Here is a 24,904-nt window from a genome sequence, read left to right on the forward strand (position 1 = left end):
TCGGTTAAGACTTGCTCCCGTTGCCGCGCCCTTTTCGGTAGGCGTAGTACTCGCTATAGCCTCGATCCCGCCCGAAGGGGACATCGTGTCGGTTGAGGACGATGCCGATCACCTTGGTGCGGTCCACCTTTTCCAGCATCTCCCCCACCACCTTTTTGGAGGTCTTGTCGTTTCGAACCACCACCACGATCCCGTCCACGTGTCGGGACAGGGCCACGGTTTCAGGGGCGAACAAAGGGGGCGGAGAGTCGATGATGACGTAGTGGTCCGCATACCTCATCTTCAGGTCATCGATGAGGTGGTGCATGGACGCAGAGGAGATAAGCTCCGAGGGGTTCTCAACGGTCTTTCCGGCTGGAATAACCGAGAGCTTTTCAAGATGCGTGGGGTGGATCACCTCGTCCAGCCCGCAGCGGTTGTTCAGGAAGGCATCCAGGCCCGGAGCTTCACCGGGCAAGGAAAAAATATCCGCCACCACGGGCTGCCTCAGGTCGCTGTCGATGACCATCACCTGATTGTCCAGGCTCCCGGCGATGGCCGCCGCCACATTGGCGGCCACAAAGGACTTCCCCTCGGCGGGCATGGCGCTGGTCACAAGGATCACGCGGCGCGCCTTGCCGTCTTCCGGGAACATGATCGTCGTCTTGATGGAGCGGAACTGCTCCGAGCTGTAGCTCCACGGATCCGACAGGACCACCAGCGGATGCCCGGCGATGCCTAAGGGTGGCGCCTCCGGGGTCCCCTCATCCGGGGTCGCCAGGCCCTCAGTGGCCTCCGGCACGGGTGCCTCAGTCGTGGTCGTGGAGACCTCGGGTTTATCGCTGCGTTCCAGCCCCCTTTTCTCAAGTGCTTTGGAAAAATGCCCCATCATGTCACCCCTTGATAAAGATGAGTCCCAAAAGGGTCCCCAGCAGGCACACCGTCGTCAGGCCGCCCACTGCGGGAATGAATCGTTTCACGAAAAACCGCTTGATCCCCGACCCTTCATGGATGGTCGGGATATTGGCGATCACGGGAAGCGAGGTGTACATCTCCACGGAACCGGTTCCCCGGAAGGTCTGCATGGTCACCTCCAGCAACGCCACGATGCCGCAGCCCAGGCCCAGGCCCCCCACCAGAATGAAGAGAATGAGCTTTTTCATGTCCGGAACCATGGGTTTTTCCGGCACCCGGGCCGGATCGATGATGCGGAACTGGCCCCTTTCTGTTGCTTTTCCATGTTCACGGCGATCTGGGATTCGATCTGGCGGTTCAATAGGGAGTGGTAGGCGCTGCGGATATTATCGTAATCCCGCTGCAGGGAGATCAGCTCCTGCTCCCGTTTGGGGGTGTCCTCCACGCGCTTTTTGTAAAGCCGGATCTGGGCCATCAGATCGTTCCGTTCCTTTTCATTGGCCCGGACCTCGGCCAAAAGCGCGGCCCTCTGCTGCTCAAAGGCCGTCAAGGGCCTGGTCTGCGGCCTTTGGGCCACGGCCCCCTCGTCTGGCTCCGCCTCAAGCTGCTCTATGGCCGACTTCACCTGCAGGACATCCGGGTGGTACTCGGTGTAGCGCTTCAACCGGAAGTTCAACTCCTCCCGCAGGCGGGCCAGTTCCTGCTCCTTGGTCAGGGAGCGCACCGGCACCTCATCCAGGGTCGGGTCCACGGGCTGGTTGGCCCGCTGCAGGAAAATGTCCAGGCGGTCCTTGGACATCCTCACCTCGGCACGTACTTCGGTGAGGCGCTCATTCAGGGAGTCCAGAATGCTCAGGTTGCTCTCCAGCTGCTCGGGAAGCCCGCCCATGTAACGTTCCCGGTACTCCTTGAGCTTGGCCTCCGTTTCAACGAGCTTCACCCGCATGGTCTTGAGTTCGGTCTCCAGAAAGGAGTTGGTCCCCAGGACCAGGCTCTCCCGGAGCTTGAGGTTCTCCTCGATGATGTTGGCGGCCAGGGCATCGGTGATCTGGGTCACCCGCACCGGATCCGTCCCCCGATAGGAGACCGTAAAGGAGTCTGCGGTGCGGTTGCGCCCCCGGGTCAACTCCACGGAGATGCGCTTCCGCAACACGGCCACCTTGTCTTCCATGAACATCTCCTGTTGGGAGTCGCCTGAAAACAGATTGAACTCCCTGATGATTTTTTCCAGGTTGGTCCGGCTCTGGATGCGCTGGGCAAGGGTGGTGATGCGGATGTTGGTCTCTTCGGAGACAATGGTCCGGACCACGTCCGGAGAGAGGTTCCGGGGCTGGACAAGGATCACGGTTTGGGCTTCGTAGAAATTCTGCAGGGTCAACACACGGTAAATGCCGAAGCTCAGGGAAAGGGCCAGGGTGATCAGCACGATCCAGTACCACTTTGAGACCATTCCGATGTAGAACTCCATGTCGTTCTTATCGCGTCGGATACCTTTCATATATCCTCCAGCAGTCGTTGGGCGGCTCCAGATCACAGGGGCCGTTCCGGTGAGCGACGAGGTCCGTTTGTTTGTCTTGTCGATGAAAAATAATGGATAAGGGGACAGCAGACCGTACGTATCGGTAGACAACTCTCCCACAGGCGTGGGAAAGGACAGGTGGGTCCTGCGTGAGCCCTGGCGCACTGGGCAGCCGACGCGAGGCCGGACACCTTTTTTGCAAGCTTCCCGCAATGCCGCGGAACGGCACGGAGCAGACTCATGGAAGAGACAAGTGGAAACGATGAAACAACCGGATAGGAGGAGAATTCAGGTCAAACCAGGCAGGGAAATTTGAGCTTGATATGGGATTTATAATAATCTATTATTTATCAAGATTCAACACTATTCATGATCTGAAAAATGACGACACGGCATGATTTTTCATGCACATGCGTTTACCATCGGCGCCTGTGAAATGATGCGCGCCGCAGGAGATCGGTATTCCTTATAGGCGGCCTTGCCGATGCATCCGTTGACAACGAAAAAGCCGCCTGGAATCGCCTCGCGACCCATGGATACGGGTGGACAGCCCGTCACCCTTCCCTGGCCCTGCAAGGCACCGCCGGTATTAGGGACATTGATCTCACGATGTGTTGCTCGCTTTCCCGACCCGCGCCCCGCTCGGACGTCACCGAGCCTCCATGTCCCGCCGGTTCACCCCGAGGCATGGCCCGCGCCCGTCGGCCCCTCACCCGATGCTCCGCGCCTTATCTCCCCTTCCCCGATACTGCCACGTTAACGCACCCGGACACAGCAAAGAGGGCAACGCCATGGACACTCCCCTTGTGGGCTCCAGCCCCAGTATCCAGAAAATCCGGGAAATCATCCGCCTGGTCTCCCAGGACACCTCGCTGAACGTGGTCATCACCGGTGAGACCGGTGTCGGCAAGGAGGTGGTGGCCCGGGTGCTCTACGAGCTCTCTCCACGGCGCAAAAAAGAGTTCGTCAAGGTCAACTGCGCAGCCATCCCGGACACCCTCCTGGAAAGCGAGCTCTTCGGAGTAGAGCAGGGAGCCTTTACCGGGGCCCACCGCAAGCGAAAGGGAAAATTCGAGCTGGCAGACGGGGGCGTTCTCTTCCTGGACGAGATCGGGGACATGAGCTTTCCCCTCCAGGCCAAGCTCCTGCACGTTCTCCAGAGCGGGGAGTACAGCCGCCTGGGCTCGGAGACCAACATCACCTCCAACACCTGGGTGGTCTCCGCCACCAACCACGACCTCAAGCAGAGGATCCTGGAGAAAAAATTCCGGGAGGACCTTTACTACCGCCTCAACATGATCCAGATCAACATCCCCCCCTTACGGGAGCGGCCCGAAGACATCCCCGAGCTCATCACCCACTACACCCGCCACTATCAGGACAAGTACCCGGACCGGGTCATCGCCCCCTTAAGCACCCACACCTACGGCAGGCTCTGCGACTTCTCCTGGCCCGGCAACGTGCGACAGCTCGTGAGCGTGTTGCAGCGCATCCTCCTCATCGGCTGCGACGACGAGACCCTCTCGGAGATCCTCCACGAACACCCCGCCCCCACCACCCCGGATGCCACCCCGGCCAACGGAAACGGGCTGGTGGAAAAACTCCGCGCCATGGCCGCCGACTCCCCCGAGGCCATGGAGACCTTCTCCCTCAAGGCCATCCGAAAAAACGCCACCGACCTCGTGGAAAAAGAGGTCATTGCCAAGGTCCTGGACCGCACCAACTGGAACCGGACCCACGCCTCCAAGATCCTCAAGATCAGCTACAAAACCCTGCTCACCAAAATCGACCGACTCAACATCAGTGAGCCCAATTGAGACCCTAAAAGCGGGTTGGCCCTGGTCAAGGCCCTGGGCATCACCTTTGCTCACCCGGCCTTTTCTCCCCGTATTATACCTTTAAGGCGAAGGGACGAATTAACCATGCAAAGGCATCGTCAAACAAGCGGCCATTGCGTAAAAACGTAAATCGAGCACGTTGCCCACAGCCATACCACGAATAATTTCGGCGGCAGCCGAAATGAATAACACACGAATTTACCAGAGAAAAAACATTGACAGGCTAAAAAGATGAAATTATGGTGAGAGGTAATAACTAGTTATTGATTGATCCAACCATCTCAATGGTGCGACCCGACAGGATGCTGCAACATCCTGCCAGGCCTGACCAAAACAACCTTACAAGGAGGTCGTCATGGCTAAGCGATTTTTTACACCACCCCCACCCCTATTTCAAGCCGTATTTTCCTTATCACACGGTCCCGGAAAACCCCTTCACAGACACGATTGCTGTGCCCAATGGCCAAGGCAGGCGCGCGTTTCTGCTTAACGATCGGGAAAACGCCCCTTCGGATTTCTGCGCGTTCTCGAACAGCCCCGGCAGTTGTGGTGTTGCGTCCGTTTCCTCTTCCTGATCTCACCTGAGGCGCGTTTTCCCGTTCCCGATGTCACAGGCGGCTCTGTGCTCTTTTTGAGCATGGGCCGCCGCAAAAAAAATGCCTCGTTTGATTTTAAGATGAGGGGAAGCGGCGTTGGGGTGTGCTGTGTATTGGATAGCGATCGCTGCGGCCATTTTCAACTGCCCGACGGTCCCGGGCATGGTGCACGGAGTGCACCCTACGGGCTGAGGGCCCATGCACGGTGGCTTGGGTCTGGGGTGTTTCATAACGGTAGCGCCGCCACTACTCACTATTCACTATTCACTACTCACTACTCACCATTCACCGCTCACCATCCACCATTCACCGCTCACCATCCACCATTCCAAAAAGGAGTCCATCATGACCCTGCCCGATACCCGACCCACCCCTGAAATGTTCTCAGGGGCTGAAATTGCGGAACTGTGCGACGCCATCAAGGATGTTCATCGCCTGCTGACCTCGGTGGGCGGTTTTTTCCATGAACTTCACGGAACAGACAACCCAAGCGGCAACGGCCTTCAGGTCGATTTTAAAAAGTGGGGGCTCCGAACCATTGCCGAAGATCTTTTGACACGGCAGTACGCCAAAATCGATCGCATGGTGGCTATTTACAAGGAAGAGCATGAAAAAATGAAGGGAATAGCGGGGTGAAGGGTTCAAAGAATAAACGCTCTTTGAACCCTTGCCCACAACCCATTGCCATGCCCGGGTTATTTATCTTCGGGCAGGCATATCGCTGATGTGGCTAGGGTTCCATGGTTTTCACCACGGAAAACCCTCCCTCGGTGACCTGGATGATCTGGGCGCTTTTGACGGGGTCGCCACTGCCTTTGAACCGCATGGTCCCGGTGACGCCGGAGTAATTTCGGACTCCTGCCAGACCATGGCGAAGGGATTCGGAGTCCACGCGGCCCTGCTCTGCGATGACTTTGAAAATCAGGCCAAGGGCGTCGTAAATATGGGCGGCGTTGTCGTTGGGATCCTCTTTGTAACGCTCGCGGTAGGCAGCCACGAAGGCTTTATTTTGGGGACTGTCCAGATCCAGGGCGTAGTCGGTGCTGAAAAAGCCCCCTTCCAGGGCGGCGCGGTCTTTTCCGGTCTCGATGCCCCACCAGTCGTCACCGCCGAGAAGGGGCATACCGATACCGGCCTCACGTGCCAGGCGGGCCTGACGGGGCACCTCGTTGCCGAAATTGGGCAGAAACAGGATCTGGGCGCCGCTGGTGCGGATGGCCTCGAACTGGCGGGTCCAGTCCGACTCCCCGGAGACATAGGGTTCAAAGGCCACCACCTGCCCCCCCTTGGCCTCGAACTCGGACTTGAACAGACCGGCCAGGCTGCTGTTGTCATCGCTGGTCACCTCGTACAGGACAGCGGCTTGCCTGGCACCCAGGTCGTGAAAGGCAAACCGGGCGAGGACCTCGGCCTGGAAGGTATCGCTGAAGATGGTCCGAAAACTGAACTGCCTGCCCCGGGTCACCGCAGGGTGAGTGGCCATGGAGGTCACAAAGGGAATACGGCGGCTCTCGGCAAGGGCGGCAACGGGGATGGCCACCTGGCTTCTAGGGGCCCCCACCAGGGCGTCCACGTTGTACCGGGCAATGAGCTTGCGGGCCACGTTCAGGGCGAGCTGGGGGTTGCCCTGACTGTCGGCAAAGGTGAGGGTGACCTTAAGCTTTCGCCCGTCTATCATGAGGCCGCCCTGGTCGTTGAGCCGGGCAACGGCAAGCATGGCCCCGTTCACGTAAGATTTTCCCCATCTGGCGTCCGAATCCCCGGTAAGGGGGGCAATGACGCCGATGCGTATCTCAGGCGGAGGCGAAGGGGAGGAGCAGCCCCACAACCCGCCAGAGACGAGAGTCACCACCAATGCGGACCAGAGCAGGGATAAAAAATAGTTTACATTCAACATGGTCTTTCCCTTCATAACATTGCCGTTGCCGCGCCCGGAAAAGGAGCGTGCAGTCCCTGATACCTGCCGAGCCCAATCCCCCCATGGCGGTGCCGCTTACGGGGCCAGGGTGGAGAGATAGGTTTTGAGATTGGTTTTCTTGTTGTTAAGCCCCAGCTTCTTGCGGATGTTGTGCCGAAAATTGGCCACCGTACTGATGGACAGGTTCAGGTGTTCCGCAATCTCCTTGCTCCCCTTGTCCTGCCGGATCAGGTCCGCCACCTTGATCTCCGTGGGTGTCAGATCCATGTATTTCGAAGAGATGCTGTTGCGGATCGGGACCACCAGCTCATTGAGGTTTGTCTCGATAATCGTCAGCGTGGTCCTGTGCTCCTCCTCCCGGACGGTTCTTCTCATCTGATCAAGGTAGGGAGCCACGTATTTTTTCAGGTTGGCGGCCATATTGTCCTCAATGGCCCGTTTTTCAAGATCCCTGTGGTCCAGCATGGCCTTGAGGGCCTGGTTCACCTCTTCGAGGTGCCGGGATTTCTCCTGCAGCTCCGCCGTGCGCCGGGCCACCTCCTGCTCCATCTGATCATGTTTTTCCTGGAGCATGGCCTCCACGCGCTGGCGTTCAACGATCTCGTGGTGGAGGAGCCTGATCTTATCGTTGAGCTGGCGTTTCAGACGGAACACCCCCAGGTGCGTCCGAACCCGCGCCAGGACCTCTTCAAGTTGAAACGGCTTGGTGATGTAGTCGGCGCAGCCCAGGCCAAAGCCCTTGACCTTGTCCTCGGCGTCATCCAGGGCGCTGATGAAAATCACGGGGACCTCCGCGGTTCGCCCGTCTGCCTTCAACCGGCGGCACACCTCGTACCCGTCCATGCCCGACATCTTGATGTCAAGGAGGATCAGGTCCGGCAGGGATCGCTCCACCGCTCCCAGGGCCAGGGAGCCCTTGGCCGCGGCGTGCACCTTGTAACCGGCCTCGGTGAGCAGCTTCACCAGAATCCTCAAATTCTCGGGATTGTCGTCCACCACAAGGATGTTTCCCTCGGCGTGGTTCCAGTGCCCCGACGTCATGTGGTCCATCTCCATTTGGGTCTCTCCGCATGCACGTGCCCCCGGCGATGCTGCCGGGGGCCAAACGTTTGAAAAGTTGGTCAAACAGGGTTTAAAAAAGTATCGACGGACTCAACACGGCTGAGACCACCCCACCGTGCATTACCCATTGATCAACGCAAGAATGTCATCGTACCGAAAACCATCGGCCAGTTCGGCCAGGGACTCTGCCACGGAGGTATCGATTTCTCTGACCTCCTCGATAATCGTTGCCACGCTGCCCACATCACAGGCCGTTGCCGCATCCGAGAGTCTGGTGATCAGCGCCTCTGGCAGGGTGCCCAGGTCTGCGGCCACAACAGGCCGGGGCGCCTCGTCCCCGGCATCCGCCCCAGCGGTCCCTTGGGCGCCTGCTTCATACAGGTATCGCACACCCAGGTGCCTCTCCATGGCCCCAAAAATATCGTCTTCCCGAAAGGGCTTGCCCACAAAATCATCGCAACCCGCTGCCAGGGCATCGCCCCTCTGCTCGTCAAAGGAGCTGGCGGTCAAAGCAATGACCTTGGCAGCCTGCCCCTCAGGGCTTGCCTTGATCTGCCGGGTGGCTTCGTATCCGTCCATCTCCGGCATCTTCAGGTCCATCCAGACCAGGTGGGGGTGCCATTGGTGAAACAGGTCGACCCCCTCCCGTCCGTTGCTTGCCCCCCGAACGTCAAAGCCCACGGAGGTGAGCAATTTTGTCAGCAGGGTGCGGCTCTCGGGGTTGTTTTCCACAATGAGGACCCGAAAGGCCTGCTGGTCCGGCTGAAGCCCCGTTACCCGCCGGGAAGGGCTCTTGACCTTGACCTCTTCCATATCGGCAGCGTCAAACCGGACATCGAACCGGAAAAGCGATCCTCCGGTATCCAGGCCCTGGGCGGCAATCTGGCCCCCCATAAGGTCCACATACTGTTTGCTGATGGCAAGGCCCAGGCCCGTGCCCTCCCTTTCCGTCTCACCATCCCCGGCCTGGGAAAAGGCGTCGAAAATGATGCCGGCCTCCCCTGAATCAATGCCCACGCCGGTGTCTTCCACCTCAAAAAAGAGACGCGACGCTTCAGGGGCCTCCGTGCCGCGCCGGACCCGCAAGGTCACGCCGCCTTCATCGGTGAACTTCACGGCATTGCCCAGCAGGTTGACCAGGACCTGGCGAAGCTTGGTCTCGTCGCACCTTATATAGCGGGGCAGGTCAACGGAGGTCTCCACCGTCAGGGCAAGGCCCTTGTCCTCGGCCCTGCTGCGCATCATCGATTCGATGCCCTCCAGGGCCAGGTGCAGGTCGAAACTATGCTGCTTCAGGGTGGTCCGCCCCGCCTCGATCTTGGACATCTCCAGAATATCGTTGATAAGGGCCAGCAGGTGCTCCCCGCTCCGGGTGATGGTCTTAAGGGACGCCTGCTGGTCCGAGGTGGTGCGCTCGTCCCGGTTCAACAGGTGCGAAAACCCCAGGATGATATTCAACGGGGTCCGCAACTCGTGGCTCATGTTGGCAAGGAACCGGCCCTTGGCCCTGCTCGCGGCCTCGGCAGACTCTTTGGCCCGCTGAAGCAGGGCGTTTGCCACGGAGAGCTCCGAGGTCCGATCCTGTACCCGCTGCTCAAGGCCTTCGTTCAAGGCCCGAACCTCCCCTTCCGCCTCTTTGCGCACCGCAATCTCATGCTGGAGCCTTGCGTTGGCCTCCTTGAGGTCGGTGGTGCGCTCGGCAACACGGAACTCCAAGTGATCCCGGTGTTTTTTCACCTCTGCGACCATCCGGTTGAAGGAGCGGGCCAGGCGGCCCACCTCATCTTCGGTGGGCACCGGCACCGTGGAGTCCAGATCCCCTCCGGCCACCTGAACGGCCGTGTCGGCAATGGTCCGGATGGGCCGCGCGATCTGGCGAGCCAGGGCGTAGATTCCCAGGGCCAGGAGCCAGGCCGAAACCACCCCCACAGCGATGATGTTCCGGGCCAGCCTTCGGGCAGGGGCAAAGGCCTCTTCCAGGCTCATCTCCACCAGCAGGGCCAGCTGCCGCTCCTCCAGCCAGCGGTACACACCGATCACCTTCACCCCGGCGTAGTTTTCGTAGATGCCCGAGCCGTTGAGGCCCGATACCGCAGTATCGATGCCCTCGGTGTGGATGCCCCTGGGAAACTCCAGACGCCCGAACCGGTCTGCCGAAACAAACACATTAAGCGAATCCACAAGATAGGACTCACCGCTCTGGCCCAGCCCTGCGGCGTTGCGAACGATCTGATCCATGTGCCTCAGGTTCATGTGGGCGGCAAGCACGCCCAGCCGCCGCTCCCCCGCCCCGTCAAAAAGCGGGGTGGCAAGGGTCAGGGTGGGCTTCAGGGTCATGGGTGACGCATACACGCCCTGAATGGCGTTGGCCTGGAGCCCACGGGTAAAATAGATGTCCTTGGGCCGGTACATCCCCTCCTGGGACGAATCGGTGGAGACAAGGATCTGCCCCCCCACGGCCGAGAGGATAAAAATCTCCTCGGGGTCTGACCTTCCGGCCAGAATATCGTCCATGACGTGGGCCAGGTCAGCGTGGGCCTTCCCGTAAGCCGGATCAGACGAAGGGTGCGTCAGGAGAATTTCCGCGGGCCCCCGCACGTCGGACAGGCTGGCAAAAAAGGCCACATCCAGCATGCGGTCTTCCACCCAGCGGTTCAGCTCCCCAGCTTTAAAGGTGGCCACGGTGTCCAGGCGGTCGAACACCGATGCCTTGAGGGCTTCGGTGGCCTGGTGGTATCCGATGTACCCCACCAGGCTCACGATGGTCAGGGACAGAAAGAGAAACGACCCCACCAGACGAGCCATGAGGCTCTGTTTCCAGAGCCCGGGCATAAAACCTGTTTTTTTTACCCCCATGGATCGCCCCTCACCGTTTGGTTCCCTGTCCGACAACACCCGTTTCCCAGCAGCCTACAACCGGCAGCCAGGCGTTCCCGCAGTTCAAAAACCTGGTTGTCAAACACAGACAACAGCATTTTGAACCCTGAAGGGGCACTGCCTGTCCCCTAAATAGCATACCCGAACAGAGCCGAACAACCATCAAGTCCCCTCAAATTGCCCATTAAAAATAGGCACAATGCCTTCGCCTCCAAACCTCAAAAATGATAGAATAGACCGACAGTTAGAACATCCCCTCGAAATCATGCATCTTTCCCCCCACGATTCGTTCCCGTTCAGGCCACGAGGCCGCACCCCTTAATGCCTATTTTGTATAGTCACTTTTTAGATATTGTATTCATATTTAGTTTTGAACCAAAGCCACCTATCATGTCCAATTAAGAAGGTACAGTGTGTTCAATAAGACTCATGACACCTGTCAAAAAGATTCATACAAAGGAGAGAGTGTCCCCTGGTCGGGAACGCGAAAACCCAGGCCCAGCGCGGCGATCGATACATTTCGAAACGCGATGGCCACCCCGCAACCTGACCGACAACGGGGATGGAATCCGGCGCACCGCACGCTTTAACGGTATGCGGCACCACGCCCCGATATGCGTGACGGTACAGCCCGGGAGCTCCGGAGAGGCTCTCGGACATTTTAATACATAAGGAGTTAAGGAGTTCAAGGATGACCAGACTAAAGACCATTTTCGCAACCCTGATGATCGCCCTGTTTCTAACCGCCACCACTGCCGTGGCCGGACCCATCGTGATCAAACTTGCCCACCCCAACGTCCCCCAGCATCCCATGGGCCAGGCATTCGAAAAATTCAAGGAGCTGCTTGAAGAACGAAGCAACGGCGAGTTCCGCGTGGATATCTTCGACAGCTCAAAATTCGGAAACTTCGACAGCGTGGTTCAAGGCCTCCAGTTCAACATGCTCCAGATGGGGTCTGCAGGCACCGCAAACCTCTCCCCCTTTTCCGACGAATTCCTGATTTTCGACCTGCCCTTCCTCTTCCCCGACTATCCTTCAACCGATAAAATCACCGACGGCCCCATCGGCAAAAACGCCAGCAAGGCCCTCGAAAAAAGCGGCATCATCGGCCTCGGATACATCGAGATCGGCTTCCGTAACCTCTGGAACAACAAAAAGTCCGTGGCCACCCTCGAAGACGCCAAGGGCCTGAAGATCCGCTCCACCCCCTCCAAGGCACACATTGCCACCCTGAAAAGCCTGGGCATGAACCCCACCCCCATCTCCTGGGGCGAGGTATACACCGCTCTGCAGCAGAAGACCGTGGACGGCATCGACATCGACCTCAACCTGGCATGGCACAACAACTTCCCTGAAGTCAACAACAACGTCACCATCGTCAACAGCTTCTACAGCCCCCACCTCGTCATGATCTCCAAGCGATTCCTCGACAGCCTCACTCCCAAGCAGAAAGAGCTCGTCCTGACCACCTTCGAAGAGGTCAAGCTCTATGAGCGCAAGCTCATCCGTGACGGCGAAAAAGAGATCCTGGCCAACCTGAAGGACAAAGGGGTCAACGTCACCGTTCTCACCCCCGAAGAGCGTGCGCGCTGGCAGAAAGCCACCGAAGGTGTTTACAAGAAGTTTGAAAAACGTATCGGCAAAGAGCTGATCGAACAGGCCAAGGCAACCATCGCCGAGTAATGAAGAACACCCGGGTATGCCGGTCCTCCGGCATACCCGGCCACAGGAGTTCATCCGCATGATTAAATCGACCAAATCCGTCATCAACCGATCCGAGGAGATCTTCTCCTCGTTGGCGCTGGTTTTGATGACAGGCATCACCGTTGTCCAGGTCTTCAACCGATACGTGCTCCAGAACTCCCTCGACTGGTCCGAGGAAGTCGCACGCTATCTCTTTATCTGGGCCGTTTACGTGGGATGCAGCTACGCCACCCAGATGAACCGCCACCTGGAAGTCACGGTGATCCGGAACATGTTCGGGGGAAAATTTGCCAAGCCCGTCACCATCGCAGCTCACCTCTGCACCCTGGTGTTCTGCGCCTGCGCCACCTTCTGGGGCATCAAGTTCATTCAGTTCCTGGCCACCACGGGCCAGAAAACACCGGCCCTTGAAGTGCAGATGTACTGGGTGTTTCTCAGCGTTCCGGTGGGCTTAGGCCTCATGGCCCTGCGTACCCTGGAGAGACTCTGGGGGGTCATCACGGGCAAGTACGACCCTTCAATCATGGAAATCAATTAAGGAAGACCCTGCCCTATGGATATGGCAATTATTTTAACGTTTGTTTCACTTGCGGCATTTCTCCTGTTGAGCGTGCCCATCGGCATCGCCATCGGGTTGAGCGTCACCGTGGGGATGACCTTCAGCGACCTGCTTCCGTATGAATTTCTCATCCAGAAGATGGTTACGTCCCTGGATGTCTTCCCCCTCATGGCGGTTCCCTTTTTCATCATGGCCGGCGAGATCATGCAGAAGGGCAGCATGGCCCAGAGACTGCTGGCGGTGTCCCGGTCCCTGGTGGGCCATATCACAGGGGGCATGGCTCACATCTCCGTTCTCACGAGCATGTTTTACGGGGCCCTTTCCGGTTCCGCACCCGCCACCGTGGCCGCTGTCGGCGGCATCATGGTGCCTGCCATGGAGGAAGAAGGGTACAGCAAGTCCTTTTCCACCGCGGTCAACACCGCCGCAGGCTGCCTGGGGGTCATCATCCCCCCCAGCGTTCCCCTGATCATCTACGGCACCACGGCCGGTGTCTCCGTAGGCGACCTCTTCATCGCAGGTGTCATCCCCGGCCTCTTTGTGGGTGCCTGCCTCATGCTGTGCAGCTACATCCTGTCCAAAAAATACGGATTCACCGGTTCCGGGAAACGGGCCCCTGTCTCCGAGGTACTCTCCTCCCTCAAGTCGGCCCTGCCCGCCCTCATGGTTCCCCTCATTGTTCTGGGCGGCATTTACGGCGGCTTTACCACCCCCACGGAAGCGGGCGTGATTGCCGTGGTCTACTCCCTCATCATGGAAGGGATCTTCCTGAGGACCCTCAGCTGGAGCAAAATCGCCGACGTGTTCAAGGGCACCGCCCTGACCACCGCCTCCATCTTCCTTGTGGTGGCCACGGCAACGGCCCTGGGGCAGATCCTCCTGTTCTACAACCTGCCGAACCAGCTGGTGGACATCCTCACGGGCATTTCGGACAACAGGTACATCCTGATTCCCATTATCCTGGTATTCCTCCTTGTCATGGGAACCTTCATGGACGCCCTGGCCAACATCCTGATCCTGACGCCCCTGCTCCTTCCCGTGGTCAAGCACCTGGGTATGGATCCGATCCACTTCGGCATCGTCATGATCGTGACCTCCTCCATGGGCTTTTTGACTCCTCCCGTGGGCGTCAACCTCTTCGTGGGCTGCAGCATCAGTAACCTGTCCATTGAAAAACTCAGCGTGGCGGTACTCCCGTTCCTGCTCACCATGGTGCTGGCCCTTCTGGCCATCGTCTTTGTGCCGTCCCTGGCCCTCTGGTTGCCGGGACTGTAAAAAGAAAAGCCTCTATCTTGCGGACGTGTCCCCGAAACACCGGGGACACGACTCAGCGTGCATCTGCCTCCGGCGTCCAGCCGGAGGCAGATTTTGTCGTTTTTTCTCTGTATCGCCTGTGCCGCATGCATAACCGCAGCCGGCACCCCTACTCTCAACAGTTAAAAAAAGAGCCAGCATGATGAAGATTTCCAAAAGCAGCGTATCCCGCGGTACGTTAGGCATCACCGGCCATGTGGGCGCGGGCCATGTCCACACCAACTTCGGGTTTGTCCAGGACGATTCAGCAGGATTTGCCGTCGTCTCCGCCCTTCTGCGAAAAGCCTTTCCCGCACGCACCACCATCGCCTCGGTGGATGCGGACATCGAAACCGGCACCGTCACCGTCACCACAGAAGACGGCGGCACAGGCACGGCCCGGACCCGCCGGGGCATCACCCCCTATGAAGCTACCCTGGCCCGCCTTGCCATCGGCATGGACGCCATCTACAGCCAGACCGTGGCATGCACCGCCTTCGGAAGGATCTACGGCCAGGGCGTCCTGGAGCTGCCCGTGGCCCTTCAGACCGCCGCCTGCCTGGCCGTGGTGGACACCTTTGAAAAAAAATACCCGGGACAGTTCGTCACCGGGGTTGAGGACATGCCCGGCAAAGTGGGAAAAATCATCGGTACCGTCCTGGACATCGACGATATTCCCGTCTCGGTAATGGCCGTCATCAACGCCAGCGAAGGCGGCCTGGGCCCGGACGAGGACCTGGAAGGCAACGTCATGCTCGGAGACAAGGGCCGGGTCATGAAAGAGCTGGGCCTGGACGCCCTGCCCACCTTTGTTCTGGAGAGCAAGGCCTATGCCCCTGCCGTCTTCAAGGACAACCGGGAAGAGATGTTCTGGGTACGCATGAACAAAGAGGTGGACAACCCCTCGGTCTTTGACGCCCTCATCAAAGGGATCAACGCGGCAGGCCTTCCCTGCACCCACTCCGACACCGCCTTTCCCAGGGGAAAAGGAGACATGGCAAAGGGCACCCGTGAGCTGGGCGAGCGCATCGCCGCCCTGGGCAACTCGCTTGCCGAAGCAGACACGGCGCGCGAAAAAGTCCGCATCGTGGGCGAGCTGGCCACCATCGTCAGCCAGGACGCCGGAGGGGTGACCTTCATGTCCTCTGACCTCCACAACCTGGTGGGCGGCGGCGGCATCATGCCCGGCATGTGCGCGGTTCTCTCCATGGTGGTCTCGGAGCAGACCGTCAAGACCTGGAAGATCCCGGCCTTTACCGCCCAGGACGCCGATCACTACCTGGCGATCCTTGAACATGCCGTGCCCGCCCTTGCAGGCAACATCGGCAAGGCCACAGCCGACATGCACGAAAGAGCCGCTTTCAAAGAGGAGGCCTTTGCCTTCCTCTACCCCGAAAAGTAAGGTGCAACATGGGGTCGGGCGGCGTTCACGCCATCACGGCCCGGCATATGGCCTGAGAGCGTATGAACCTTAAGCCACTGCCGCCCGACTCGCCCGTTGTGCCCGGTGTCATCGCGCCCACGCGTTTTATTAAACGCGCGGAAGTGCGATGCTCCGGGCGCCACCATAAAACGTACTCCTCCGCCATCACCTTCCCCCCTCACCCCAGTCCCGCCACCTTGACATCCAAAAAAACGACGATATAATACCCAACGAAATCAAATGCCTGTTGTCATCACGACACAAGCTATAATCTTCCCGCCATTGACTCACGGTATCAGTAAAAAAGCATCACGCCTCCGGCCCAAGAGCCGTTGAAAACCAACGTATAGAGACAAAAAAACCAGGCGCCAGTCCCCATGGCCCTGCCGGTAATGCGAAAACCCATGACGCACATCGCCCTCGGGTCACCGTTACACCTCGCGATGTGCTTACGATCTTTCCCCCCCGATTGTCGTGATGGGTCGAACCCCCATGCATTTGGGCGTCTCCGGCCCATCAAAAAGGTCCTGTTCCACGCACCGGACGCTTAACCCAACGAAAAGGAGATGTGCATGAGATCCAAATGTCTATGCCTGTTTTTCGCGAGTGTTTTTCTGATGACCTTAGGGACCGCAGCCTTTGCCGACCAGGCAAAGAGCGAGGAGACAAGGCGGTACGTCAAGGCCTATTTTACGGACAAAGAGGTCGCCCTTTACGTGATCAAGTCCTTTGAGCCCACCCCGCCGGAGATCAATTACGATGAGGGGTTTCTGGTAATTCATGCCACCGTGAAAGACGAGGCGTACCTCACGTCCCTGGGGTTCCGTATCGAGCCCCACGAAGGGTACATCCTCCACCGGAAAGACGCCGCAGCCCCCATGGCCCTGTCCGCACAATCAGCGGACACCATACCCGGCTACCCCTGCTACAAAACGGTGGAAGCCACCTTCAGCGACGCCCAGGCCATGGTCACGGCCAACCCCAACCTGGCTGAGATCATCGATGCCGGGGATTCCTGGAAAAAAGAGAACACAAGCGGCGGCTACGACCTCTTTGTCCTGAAGCTCACCAACAAGACCCTCACCGGTGACAAACCCAAACTCTTCATCACCAGCGCCATCCACGCACGGGAGTACACCACCTCTCCCCTGGCCCTGGCCTTTGCCCACCGCCTCGTGGACACCTACCAGACCGATGCGGACAGCAGGTGGATCCTTGATCACCATGAAGTCCATCTCATGCTCCACGCCAACCCCGACGGACGCAAACAGGCCGAGGGCGGTGCATCCTGGCGGAAAAACCACAACACCGACTACTGCGCCCACCAGACCCCCGGCGCGGACCTGAACCGCAATTTTGACTTTCACTGGGGCGGCAGCGGGGCCAGCACCTACACCTGCGACCAGACCTACCGGGGCTCTCACGCGGCGTCCGAACCTGAAACCCAGGCCGTTCAGAACTACATGAAGGCCATCTTCGAGGACCACAACGGAGGCACCCCGGGGGGCCTGGTTTCCGACGACGCCTCGGGCCTGTACATCGACATCCACAGCTACAGCGAGCTGGTGCTCTGGCCCTGGGGCGACACCAGCAACCCCGCCCCCAACGGCACCCAGCTCCAGACCCTGGGCAGGAAGTTCGCCTACTTCAACGGGTATACTCCCCAGCAGGCCGTGGGCCTCTACCCCACCACCGGCACCACCGACGACTACGCCTACGGCGAACTGGGCATCGCCGGATACTGCTTTGAGCTGGGCACCGCTTTTTTCCAGTCCTGCTCAACCTATGAAAACCAGATCCTCCCCGGCAACCTTCCCGCCCTCATCTACGCGGCCAAGGTGGCCCGGGCCCCATACAAAATCCCGGCAGGGCCGGACATTATCACCTTGGCCCTGGGCGCCAACGGCACCCTGACGGCCACGGCCGTGGACACCCGCTACAGCAGCGCAAACGGCACGGAATCCTCCCAGGCCATCGCCGCTGCCGAATACACCGTGGACATGCCCCCATGGGCCCCCGGTGCCGTGACCCACGCCCTGAATGCCGCCGATGGCTCCTTTAACGCCACCTCCGAAGGCATCACCGGCACCGTGAACACCTCGGGCCTTACCGCCGGCGAGCACATGGTCTTCGTGCGCGCCAAAGATGCAGCCAACAACTGGGGCGCCGTAAGTGCCCTCTTCCTCACCGTGGCCCAACCCGGGGCACCCACGGCATCCTTCACCTTTGATGCCACAGACCTGGCCGTCCAGTTCACCGACGAAAGCAGCGACGACAACGGCAGCATCACCTCCCGTGCCTGGGCCTTCGGAGACGGGGCCACCAGTACCCAGACCAACCCGCAACACACCTACGGCGCGGCAGGATCGTACACGGTGACCCTCACGGTCACCGACAACGACGGTCTCACAGCCACCGCCACCCAGCAGGTGGTGGTAACGGCCGATGACGGGGTCCCGGTCATCGCCAACGGGGAGACCCTCACCGACCTTGCCGCGGCAAAAGGTGACTGGCTCTACTACAAGGTCATCCTCCCGGCAGGGGCAGCCAACCTCACCATTGACATCGACAGCGGCTCAGGCGACGCGGACCTCTACACCCGCTTCGGCGAAAAGCCAACCCTGTCCGACTACGACTGCAGGCCTTACAAATGGGGCAACAACGAAACCTGTACCAATGCCTCTCCCAATGCAGGGGCCACCTACATCGGCATCCGGGCCTACTCCGCCTTCTCCGGGGTGAGCTTGAGCGTGTCCTACCAGTAAGGGACTGTGCAGCCTTGAATATGGATGCACTATACTCGTGAAATATCCGGGCTAAGGCCCCCGAAAATCGAGTAGGGTGAAGCAGAGTGATCAGCTCTGCTTCATCCCTCTCACAGAACCGTGCGTACGGGCCTCGTACACGGCTCCTGTCCAACCTTATCCCAGCATTGGCTGGGGAAGCACTCCCGTCTCTATCTTGTCCATCTGGAACAGTCCGAGTTTTTCAAGCCACTTATTCGATATAGCCCAGTGGCTCAGTTGGCATGCCGCATTTCGCCACGAACTCATCCGGATGTTCTCGAACTCACCGGTGTAGCCCAGTTGCCTGAGTCTGCGGTGAAGCTTTCGAGGTTTCTTCCATAACTTCATCTGGATTGCTCGCAGACGTCTTCGTATCCACCCCATCATCTCCCTGAACCATCCCTTGCAGTTTGCCACTTTAAAGTAGTTGGCAAAGCCCCTAAGAATAGGATTCAGATCATAAATGACTTTCGCAAGATTCACTGGGGTGTTGCGTCGGGTGCACTTCCGGACTTTTTCTTTAAAGGCCTTCTTCCGTTCGGGTTTCACCTGGGTGTACCTCGAACCGATAACCACCCCGAGATACGGTACTCCCTTCCACAGACTCGTTATATGAGTCTTCTTCTGGTTAACCGTCAGCTTTAGCTTCACCTCGAGATAGCCCGTTGCCACTTCCCGTGCTCTTTCTGCCCCTGCCTTGCTCGCTTTGAAGATGACAATATCATCTGCATAACGTGTGATTCGATGCCCCCGTCGCCTCATATACTGATCAAACTTATCCAGATAAATATTGGCTAACAGTGGACTGATGACGCCACCCTGCGGACTACCGACGGTTGTCGGTTCCAGTTCGCCGGAGGTTAACACTCCACCTGTCAGGAACATTCGAATCAAATTCAGGATACTGCGATCTGCTACTTTCTCTCGAACTGCCTGAACAATCAGGTCGTGGTCTAACGTGTCAAAACACTTACTCAAATCCATATCCACAACCCATTTCAGGTTGTAATCGCGCATGAACATCGTTGCTTTGGCGATGGCATCCTGCGCACCTCGACTGGGACGGTACCCATAGCTCGATGGATGGAAGCCCGGGTCGAAGATGGGTTCCAGTATGGTCTTTAACGCCTGTTGGACCACTCGGTCACGAACCGTAGGGATACCGATTTTCCTGATGCCGCCATCCGGTTTGTCGATTTCGACTCGCTTCACAGGAGACGGCAGGTAGCTCTTCCCCTTTAGTTCCATCAGAAGAGATTGGATATTTGTGTCCAGTTCCAAGGCAAAATCTTTGCAGGACTGCCCGTCTATCCCGGGAGCTCCATTCGCCGATTTCACCTTTTTGAATGCCCCTGTAAGTGCCTCTTGATGAAGAAGCCGATCGTAAAGGCTGTACCAGACTCGTTTTCCCATCTCTTCCTCTTGCTTCGCTTCTTCTGTCAGATCGTTCCGGTGATGCGTTTCGAGTCTTCGGCAACGCCTGCCTGCTTTCTATCCGTATTCGGCAATGTACAGCCATCTGCGTCGCTTACTCCGATGAGAGCAGTTTGCTTAAAGAGCCCTGTTCCCAGGGGGACTTCATTACCACTTGCCCGCCTCGTCAGGCGGCTTGTTCTCCGCTCATCTTCACGTTCTGCTTCCAAAGCTTTCGATTAAACTTCACCCCTTCGCAACTGTCGGCGCTTTTGGCTTTCCGGCAGCCTCAACAGTCCATGCTGCTGATCATCTCTGTTTTCTCCTCCACTCCGTTACCGGGCTTCTCAGGCTGAGATTTCATCACTACTACGGGCTCATCTGCCACCCTGCAAAGCATCTCCCCCTCCTTGAGTCTCCTCTTGTCGGGTGATATCTTTTTTTTTTTTTTTTAGAACTCTGCAGGGCTTCCCCGGTTAATTTCCGGTCCCTGTGAACGATCCCATCCTCAATCACTCTTGCAGTCTGTCCGAGTATCGGGCATTGCCTTATTTGGCAGGCTTACCCACTGCACGAGCCGTATCAGGTTCGCTTGCGCTATGTACCGTTCACTCCCTATCGCTTCCTTCAGACCCTTCCGTTACCAGAAACGCCCTTGCGATTAGGATTGATTTCCCCTCGGACGGGGTATCTCTGCTCTCTTTCAAGCAGACGGGGTGCCGGCTTTGCCGGGCAAACCAAAAAACGGGCGACTCCTCCGAGTCGCCCGTTTTGCCTTCTCCGGCAGGCCAACGCCAAAGCCCTTGCCCCGTCAGTACGTAAGAACTGATGACATCCCCACCCTCGGCGACGGATATCGCCACCTTTGCGAAACACTGTAAAGAGCCTTTCCCACACAAACAAAGAGCAGCCCACCCAGACACGCCACATACTTAGCAAGGGTTAACAATTTAAAAAGATAAAACAATATCTTAATAAAAGAGAAACACAAACCGATCCAAAACCCACGTTATGTGGGTCTATCCTTTTTCTGGCGCCGCCCCTTTATCATCATTAAAAAGCAAACAAAATGCTCTTTCTTAAGGGTACCGCCATGCGAACAGGCGAATTAAAAACGTCGTTAGGAGAGATAAATTTTGTCCTTTATCATTTTCTAATTCATGGAACAATTAATTTTAGACATCACACATATGCAGCATCGCCAACCAGATACACACCCTATACAAACAAACAGTTACACACAGCGAAACCTCACCCGTGCCGTATTTTAACTACTTTTAAACTGGCACAAAATCGCCACTCAGCACACACGAAAAGCGCAGAGTAAAAAAGTCATTCAAAATATCTTGACAAAGAAAAACCGTCTCTCTATAAACTGAACACAACGAATAAATGTTCCAGTTTGAGCCTCGCAACACCAGACAAGTACCACCACCAGCATACGCGATTGCCCCTCCTGTAATACAACGATAACGTTGACACCCGTTGCCGGGGCACCTTCTTATTTTAACTTGATTCAAAACGCTTCAGATAAAAAAAAAGGAGCACAGAGTGCGGCCACACCCTGTACTCCCAAGGCATGAGAATAAGAAAGGTATTCTCACTGTTGCCAGTCAATATATAGACACACCCGAGGTGTGTCAAGTTGGCGATCCTTCCTTATTCTCCTTTCTGAAATAAAATCGTTTGTTCCCTGCGATCAGGCCCTTTGCTCAGCCCGCAACCAACGCGAGACAGCAGCCATGACGACGAAGACAATTGCGCTCACCAGCCGGCGCCCCGAAAGATGACTGCCCCAGGGCCACGCCGGCACGCCTCACAGGCCGGGAAAGAGGCATTTTTATTGCCTCTCACAAGTGAGTAAACGCCTTCCTGTCATCAAAGGCCGGAACCTGAAGAGCAGCCAGATGAACCCCGTGGGCTTTGTGCATAGACGGGATAGTCCACGCGTTGAACCGCGGACTGTGTGATGACGTGCCTCATTCATTTTTCATCAACGTATAGCCTTACCCATTTTGACCTTAAACGAAGGAGTCGGATGATGAAACGCGTGTTGTGTATCTATTTTTCCCAAAGCGGCCAGCTGGGGGAGTGCCTGGAATCCCTTACCCGGCCCCTCAAAGCGCTGGAGGGAGTGGAGGTCGAGACCCTGGTGCTCTCTCCTAAAAAGGCCTACCCCTACCCATGGACCTTTTTCCGCTTCTTCGATGTGTTTCCCGAAGCCTACCTCGAAGTCCCGCCGGCCATGGAAACACCCGAAATGGAATTAAAACCTGGGGACTACGACCTGGTCATCCTGGGGTACCATGTGTGGTTCCTGAAACTCTCCCTTCCCATGCTGGGATTTTTGCACACCAAAGGGGCTAAAGTTCTTGAAGGAACGCCCGTGGTCATGGTCAATGCCTGCCGGAACATGTGGCACCGTGCCTGGTTCCAGGCCAGTACCCTCGTGAGAAGGCTTGGCGGCCGAATCATCGGCCATGTGGTGCTCATCGACCAGGGGCCCGCTTCAGCCACCTTCCTCACCACCCCCCTGTGGCTCTTCACCGGGCGAAAAAAGGTCATCCGCTCCCTGCCGGCCGCCGGGGTATCCTCCCGGGATATCGACTCCCTGGAAAGCGTTGGCAGTCGCCTTGCCGTGGCCCTGGAAAAAGAGGAACTGGACGAGTGCCGCCTGGTCAAATTGAGCGACGAGGTGCCGGAGGTGAGCGGCAAATACATGCTGCCGGAAAAATTCGGCCTGCTCCTCTTCTGGCCCTGGGCCAAGCTGGCGAGACTCTCCGGCCGCCTCTGGTACGGGCTTCGCTACCCCATGGAGTTCCTGTTTTTCCTCTCTCTGTTTTTCTCGATTCTGGTCATCGTGCCCATGTGCCTGGTTGGAAGCCTGGTGCTCCGGCTCTTTTTCCAGGGCCGTGTGGGGGCCTATCTGGCCTCACTTCACAACCCCTTTGCAACGGATAAAGGGGGCGCGTAAAAAAGCCTGCCCGGCAGCCGGAAATCCTTGGCAGCCTGGCTCTGCCTGATACGTACCCGATGTTATTGTTGTTAATCCATAACGTTTCACCTTCAACACAAAGGAGCCAACCATGAAAGACGTCTACATCAACGACATCGCTGTTGCACTTCCCAATGCCCCTGTTGGAAACGACGAAATGGAATCTGTCCTTGGTATGATCAACGAAACCCCGTCGAAAATCCGCAACAAGATCCTCAAACACAACGGCATCAAGACCCGATACTATGCCGTGGACAAGGACACCGGGGAGATGACCCACACCAACGCGGAACTCACGGCCCAGGCCATCAAAGGCCTCAAGCCCTACAACGGGTTTTCGGCCAGCGACATCGAGTGCCTGTGTTGCGGCTCCACCGTACCTGATGTGACAGCACCGGGCCATGGCCTCATGGTCCACGGCGAGCTCAAATCCACGCCTTGCGAGGTGATCTCAACGGCAGGCATTTGCCTGAGCGGCATCAGCGCCCTCAAATTCGGTTACATGAACGTGGCGTCCGGCTTTTCCAAGAACGCCGTGACCACGGGCTCTGAAATCGCCTCGTCCATCCTGCGCTCCAATTTTTTCAGACACAAAGAGACCAACGGCACCAAAGACATCGACAAAAACCCGGAGCTCATCTTTGACGCCGAATTCCTGAGATGGATGCTCTCGGATGCGGCAGGTGCCGTCTACATGTCCAATGAGCAGAACCCCGAAGGGCTCTCCCTCAAGGTGGACTGGATCGACCACATCTCCTTTGCCAGCGATTACGACACGTGCATGTACTCCGGGGGAAGGAAAAACAAAGAAGGGAAAATGGTGGGATTCCGTCAGACCAACTCCCTTGAAGAGGCCGTAGACAAAGACTTTTTCGCCCTGAAGCAGGACACCCGGCTCCTCGGCGACAACATCGTGAACATGGCCGTTCACCGCCACCTGAAAAAAGTGGTTGAGAAAAAGGGACTCGTCGCCGACGAGATCGACTGGTTCCTCCCCCACTTCTCTTCCCACTTCTTCAAAGAGCCCCTCTACAAAGGGATGCAGGAGATCGGCTTCCACATCCCCTACGAGAAGTGGTTCACCAACCTGAGCACCAAAGGCAACACGGGCTCCGCCTCCATCTACGTGATGCTGGAAGAACTCTTCAAGTCCGGCAACCTGAAAAAAGGCCACAAGGTTCTTTGCTTTATCCCGGAAAGCGGGCGCTTCTCCAACGCCTACATGCTTCTCGATGCCGTGTGATTCCATCGGGTAAGTAACGACCCGGCACCAAAGGCGGGGGTGCCGGGTCACAGGGAATAAAAAAGGCCCGGGGATGTTTCCCGGGCCGTTTTTGTATAGGTGCCAGCTCGACATAGGTGCACAGGTGCCGAAGCAGGGCAAGCCCGTCAGACCAGGTCCACCCAGCCGGAATCAGGGTCGTTTCCCCTGCAATCCAGACCGGCATAGGCACAATAGGTGTGTTTGCAATTGTGCCCGATGTAAATGAGCGGCGCATCTTCGGGAAGCGCCACTTGCACCTCCCAACGGTAGGTCGTATTGGCCTCAAGTTCCTGGCCGTCGGCCACGGGGTACTGCAAATCCACCGTTACATGGGACGCAGTGATCGTCTCCACACGGCAACTCGAGTCCCCGTCCGAATCAAACACCACATCCGTATCGGTCAACTCGACCTCTTCCTGCCCCTGTACCTTCAAATAGACCCCACTCATCTTCACCGGGGCATCCATGGTCTGGGCCACGACGGTGACCGTGAAAGGCCTGGTAAAAGAGAAGTCCTCGCATTCCACACACACCTTTGCAGCACCGCCCGTCACGGCGTTTTTCACGGCCTTCAACTTACCCAACAGTCCCATAACACATCCTTAATACAGATCAAAAAAATCACACCACACAGACATCTTTATCGCGAAATGAATCAGGGTGTATAGAGGGCGTGAAACAGCCCCGTTGCTAAACGCTCCGTGATACGAAAAAAGCTCACGTCACACAAGCAAGAAATCAAAACAGAGATAGTCTTATGCT

At 57.5% G+C, this 24,904-nt stretch carries 17 protein-coding genes; 9 read left to right on the forward strand and 8 right to left on the reverse strand.

The features are described 5' to 3' along the window. Positions 1–4 precede the first annotated feature (4 nt). The 3 genes from ACOYW0_RS06190 to ACOYW0_RS06200 are packed head-to-tail and all read right to left on the reverse strand — an operon-like array spanning position 5 to position 2,392. Complete coding sequence (locus tag ACOYW0_RS06190) at positions 5–871, reverse strand: polysaccharide biosynthesis tyrosine autokinase (RefSeq protein ID WP_482417683.1); 867 nt, start codon at positions 869–871, stop codon at positions 5–7. A 1-nt stretch (position 872) separates the two neighbouring features. After that, a complete protein-coding gene (locus tag ACOYW0_RS06195) occupies positions 873–1,154 on the reverse strand; it encodes a hypothetical protein (RefSeq protein WP_482417684.1) in 282 nt (93 codons plus the stop codon). Continuing rightward, a complete protein-coding gene (locus ACOYW0_RS06200) occupies positions 1,139–2,392 on the reverse strand; it encodes a GumC family protein (protein ID WP_482417685.1) in 1,254 nt (417 codons plus the stop codon). Before ACOYW0_RS06200 ends, ACOYW0_RS06195 begins: the two co-directional genes overlap by 16 nt. 812 nt (positions 2,393–3,204) lie before the next feature. On the opposite strand from ACOYW0_RS06200, the gene ACOYW0_RS06205 reads away from it, so the two are divergent. Further along, entirely contained in the window at positions 3,205–4,230 is a 1,026-nt protein-coding gene (locus ACOYW0_RS06205) for a sigma-54 interaction domain-containing protein (protein WP_180139892.1), read from the forward strand. Positions 4,231–5,192: 962 nt separating this feature from the next. Further along, positions 5,193–5,483 carry a hypothetical protein gene (locus tag ACOYW0_RS06210; RefSeq protein ID WP_482417686.1) on the forward strand — a complete coding sequence of 97 codons (291 nt, stop codon included), beginning with the start codon at positions 5,193–5,195 and terminating at the stop codon, positions 5,481–5,483. Between the two features lie 94 nt (positions 5,484–5,577). On the opposite strand, the gene ACOYW0_RS06215 is transcribed toward ACOYW0_RS06210, so the two are convergent. The 3 genes from ACOYW0_RS06215 to ACOYW0_RS06225 all read right to left on the reverse strand — a co-directional run bounded on the left by ACOYW0_RS06215 (position 5,578) and on the right by ACOYW0_RS06225 (position 10,683). Then, a complete protein-coding gene (locus ACOYW0_RS06215) occupies positions 5,578–6,744 on the reverse strand; it encodes an ABC transporter substrate-binding protein (RefSeq protein WP_482417687.1) in 1,167 nt (388 codons plus the stop codon). Positions 6,745–6,840: 96 nt separating this feature from the next. Next, a complete protein-coding gene (locus ACOYW0_RS06220) occupies positions 6,841–7,821 on the reverse strand; it encodes a response regulator (protein ID WP_482417688.1) in 981 nt (326 codons plus the stop codon). 126 nt (positions 7,822–7,947) lie between these two features. Next, a complete protein-coding gene (locus ACOYW0_RS06225; RefSeq protein WP_482417689.1) occupies positions 7,948–10,683 on the reverse strand; it encodes a response regulator in 2,736 nt (911 codons plus the stop codon). A gap of 712 nt (positions 10,684–11,395) precedes the next feature. Here ACOYW0_RS06225 and ACOYW0_RS06230 point away from each other — a divergent pair. From ACOYW0_RS06230 to ACOYW0_RS06250, 5 genes are all read left to right on the forward strand, one after another. Beyond that, complete coding sequence (locus ACOYW0_RS06230; protein WP_482417690.1) at positions 11,396–12,388, forward strand: TRAP transporter substrate-binding protein; 993 nt, start codon at positions 11,396–11,398, stop codon at positions 12,386–12,388. Between the two features lie 58 nt (positions 12,389–12,446). Next, the gene (locus ACOYW0_RS06235) at positions 12,447–12,947 is read left to right on the forward strand and encodes a TRAP transporter small permease (RefSeq protein WP_180139869.1); all 501 of its coding nucleotides are present in this window, start codon (positions 12,447–12,449) and stop codon (positions 12,945–12,947) included. Positions 12,948–12,962: 15 nt separating this feature from the next. Next, complete coding sequence (locus tag ACOYW0_RS06240) at positions 12,963–14,243, forward strand: TRAP transporter large permease (RefSeq protein WP_180139866.1); 1,281 nt, start codon at positions 12,963–12,965, stop codon at positions 14,241–14,243. A gap of 178 nt (positions 14,244–14,421) precedes the next feature. Further along, positions 14,422–15,663, forward strand: a complete 1,242-nt coding sequence (locus ACOYW0_RS06245; protein WP_482417691.1) for a hypothetical protein — start codon at positions 14,422–14,424, stop codon at positions 15,661–15,663. 593 nt (positions 15,664–16,256) lie between these two features. Next, complete coding sequence (locus tag ACOYW0_RS06250; protein ID WP_482417692.1) at positions 16,257–18,449, forward strand: M14 family zinc carboxypeptidase; 2,193 nt, start codon at positions 16,257–16,259, stop codon at positions 18,447–18,449. Between the two features lie 156 nt (positions 18,450–18,605). Here ACOYW0_RS06250 and ltrA read toward each other — a convergent pair whose 3' ends face one another. Beyond that, on the reverse strand, positions 18,606–19,883 hold the full coding sequence (ltrA, locus tag ACOYW0_RS06255; protein WP_482417693.1) for a group II intron reverse transcriptase/maturase: 1,278 nt from the start codon (positions 19,881–19,883) through the stop codon (positions 18,606–18,608). Positions 19,884–21,921: 2,038 nt separating this feature from the next. Here ltrA and ACOYW0_RS06260 point away from each other — a divergent pair. Both ACOYW0_RS06260 and ACOYW0_RS06265 read left to right on the forward strand, forming a co-directional pair. After that, positions 21,922–22,857, forward strand: a complete 936-nt coding sequence (locus ACOYW0_RS06260; protein ID WP_482417694.1) for a hypothetical protein — start codon at positions 21,922–21,924, stop codon at positions 22,855–22,857. Positions 22,858–22,969: 112 nt separating this feature from the next. Then, on the forward strand, positions 22,970–24,121 hold the full coding sequence (locus tag ACOYW0_RS06265) for a beta-ketoacyl-ACP synthase III (RefSeq protein ID WP_482417695.1): 1,152 nt from the start codon (positions 22,970–22,972) through the stop codon (positions 24,119–24,121). 146 nt (positions 24,122–24,267) lie between these two features. On the opposite strand, the gene ACOYW0_RS06270 is transcribed toward ACOYW0_RS06265, so the two are convergent. Further along, positions 24,268–24,735 (reverse strand): hypothetical protein, encoded by a 468-nt coding sequence (locus ACOYW0_RS06270; RefSeq protein WP_482417696.1) that lies wholly within the window; start codon positions 24,733–24,735, stop codon positions 24,268–24,270. Between the last annotated feature and the right edge of the window lie 169 nt (positions 24,736–24,904).

The sequence above is a fragment of the Desulfoluna sp. HI9BLuna genome (genome assembly GCF_056829775.1).

Coding starts and splice junctions, on each gene's coding strand:
- ACOYW0_RS06190 (WP_482417683.1), bottom strand. CDS start 871: ATGATGGGGCATTTTTCCAAAGCACTTGAGAAAAGGGGGCTGGAACGC.
- ACOYW0_RS06210 (WP_482417686.1), top strand. CDS start 5,193: ATGACCCTGCCCGATACCCGACCCACCCCTGAAATGTTCTCAGGGGCT.
- ACOYW0_RS06230 (WP_482417690.1), top strand. CDS start 11,396: ATGACCAGACTAAAGACCATTTTCGCAACCCTGATGATCGCCCTGTTT.
- ACOYW0_RS06235 (WP_180139869.1), top strand. CDS start 12,447: ATGATTAAATCGACCAAATCCGTCATCAACCGATCCGAGGAGATCTTC.
- ACOYW0_RS06195 (WP_482417684.1), bottom strand. CDS start 1,154: ATGGTTCCGGACATGAAAAAGCTCATTCTCTTCATTCTGGTGGGGGGC.
- ACOYW0_RS06245 (WP_482417691.1), top strand. CDS start 14,422: ATGATGAAGATTTCCAAAAGCAGCGTATCCCGCGGTACGTTAGGCATC.
- ACOYW0_RS06270 (WP_482417696.1), bottom strand. CDS start 24,735: ATGGGACTGTTGGGTAAGTTGAAGGCCGTGAAAAACGCCGTGACGGGC.
- ACOYW0_RS06225 (WP_482417689.1), bottom strand. CDS start 10,683: ATGGGGGTAAAAAAAACAGGTTTTATGCCCGGGCTCTGGAAACAGAGC.
- ACOYW0_RS06250 (WP_482417692.1), top strand. CDS start 16,257: ATGAGATCCAAATGTCTATGCCTGTTTTTCGCGAGTGTTTTTCTGATG.
- ACOYW0_RS06265 (WP_482417695.1), top strand. CDS start 22,970: ATGAAAGACGTCTACATCAACGACATCGCTGTTGCACTTCCCAATGCC.
- ACOYW0_RS06220 (WP_482417688.1), bottom strand. CDS start 7,821: ATGGAGATGGACCACATGACGTCGGGGCACTGGAACCACGCCGAGGGA.
- ACOYW0_RS06200 (WP_482417685.1), bottom strand. CDS start 2,392: ATGAAAGGTATCCGACGCGATAAGAACGACATGGAGTTCTACATCGGA.
- ACOYW0_RS06215 (WP_482417687.1), bottom strand. CDS start 6,744: ATGTTGAATGTAAACTATTTTTTATCCCTGCTCTGGTCCGCATTGGTG.
- ltrA (WP_482417693.1), bottom strand. CDS start 19,883: ATGGGAAAACGAGTCTGGTACAGCCTTTACGATCGGCTTCTTCATCAA.
- ACOYW0_RS06260 (WP_482417694.1), top strand. CDS start 21,922: ATGATGAAACGCGTGTTGTGTATCTATTTTTCCCAAAGCGGCCAGCTG.
- ACOYW0_RS06240 (WP_180139866.1), top strand. CDS start 12,963: ATGGATATGGCAATTATTTTAACGTTTGTTTCACTTGCGGCATTTCTC.
- ACOYW0_RS06205 (WP_180139892.1), top strand. CDS start 3,205: ATGGACACTCCCCTTGTGGGCTCCAGCCCCAGTATCCAGAAAATCCGG.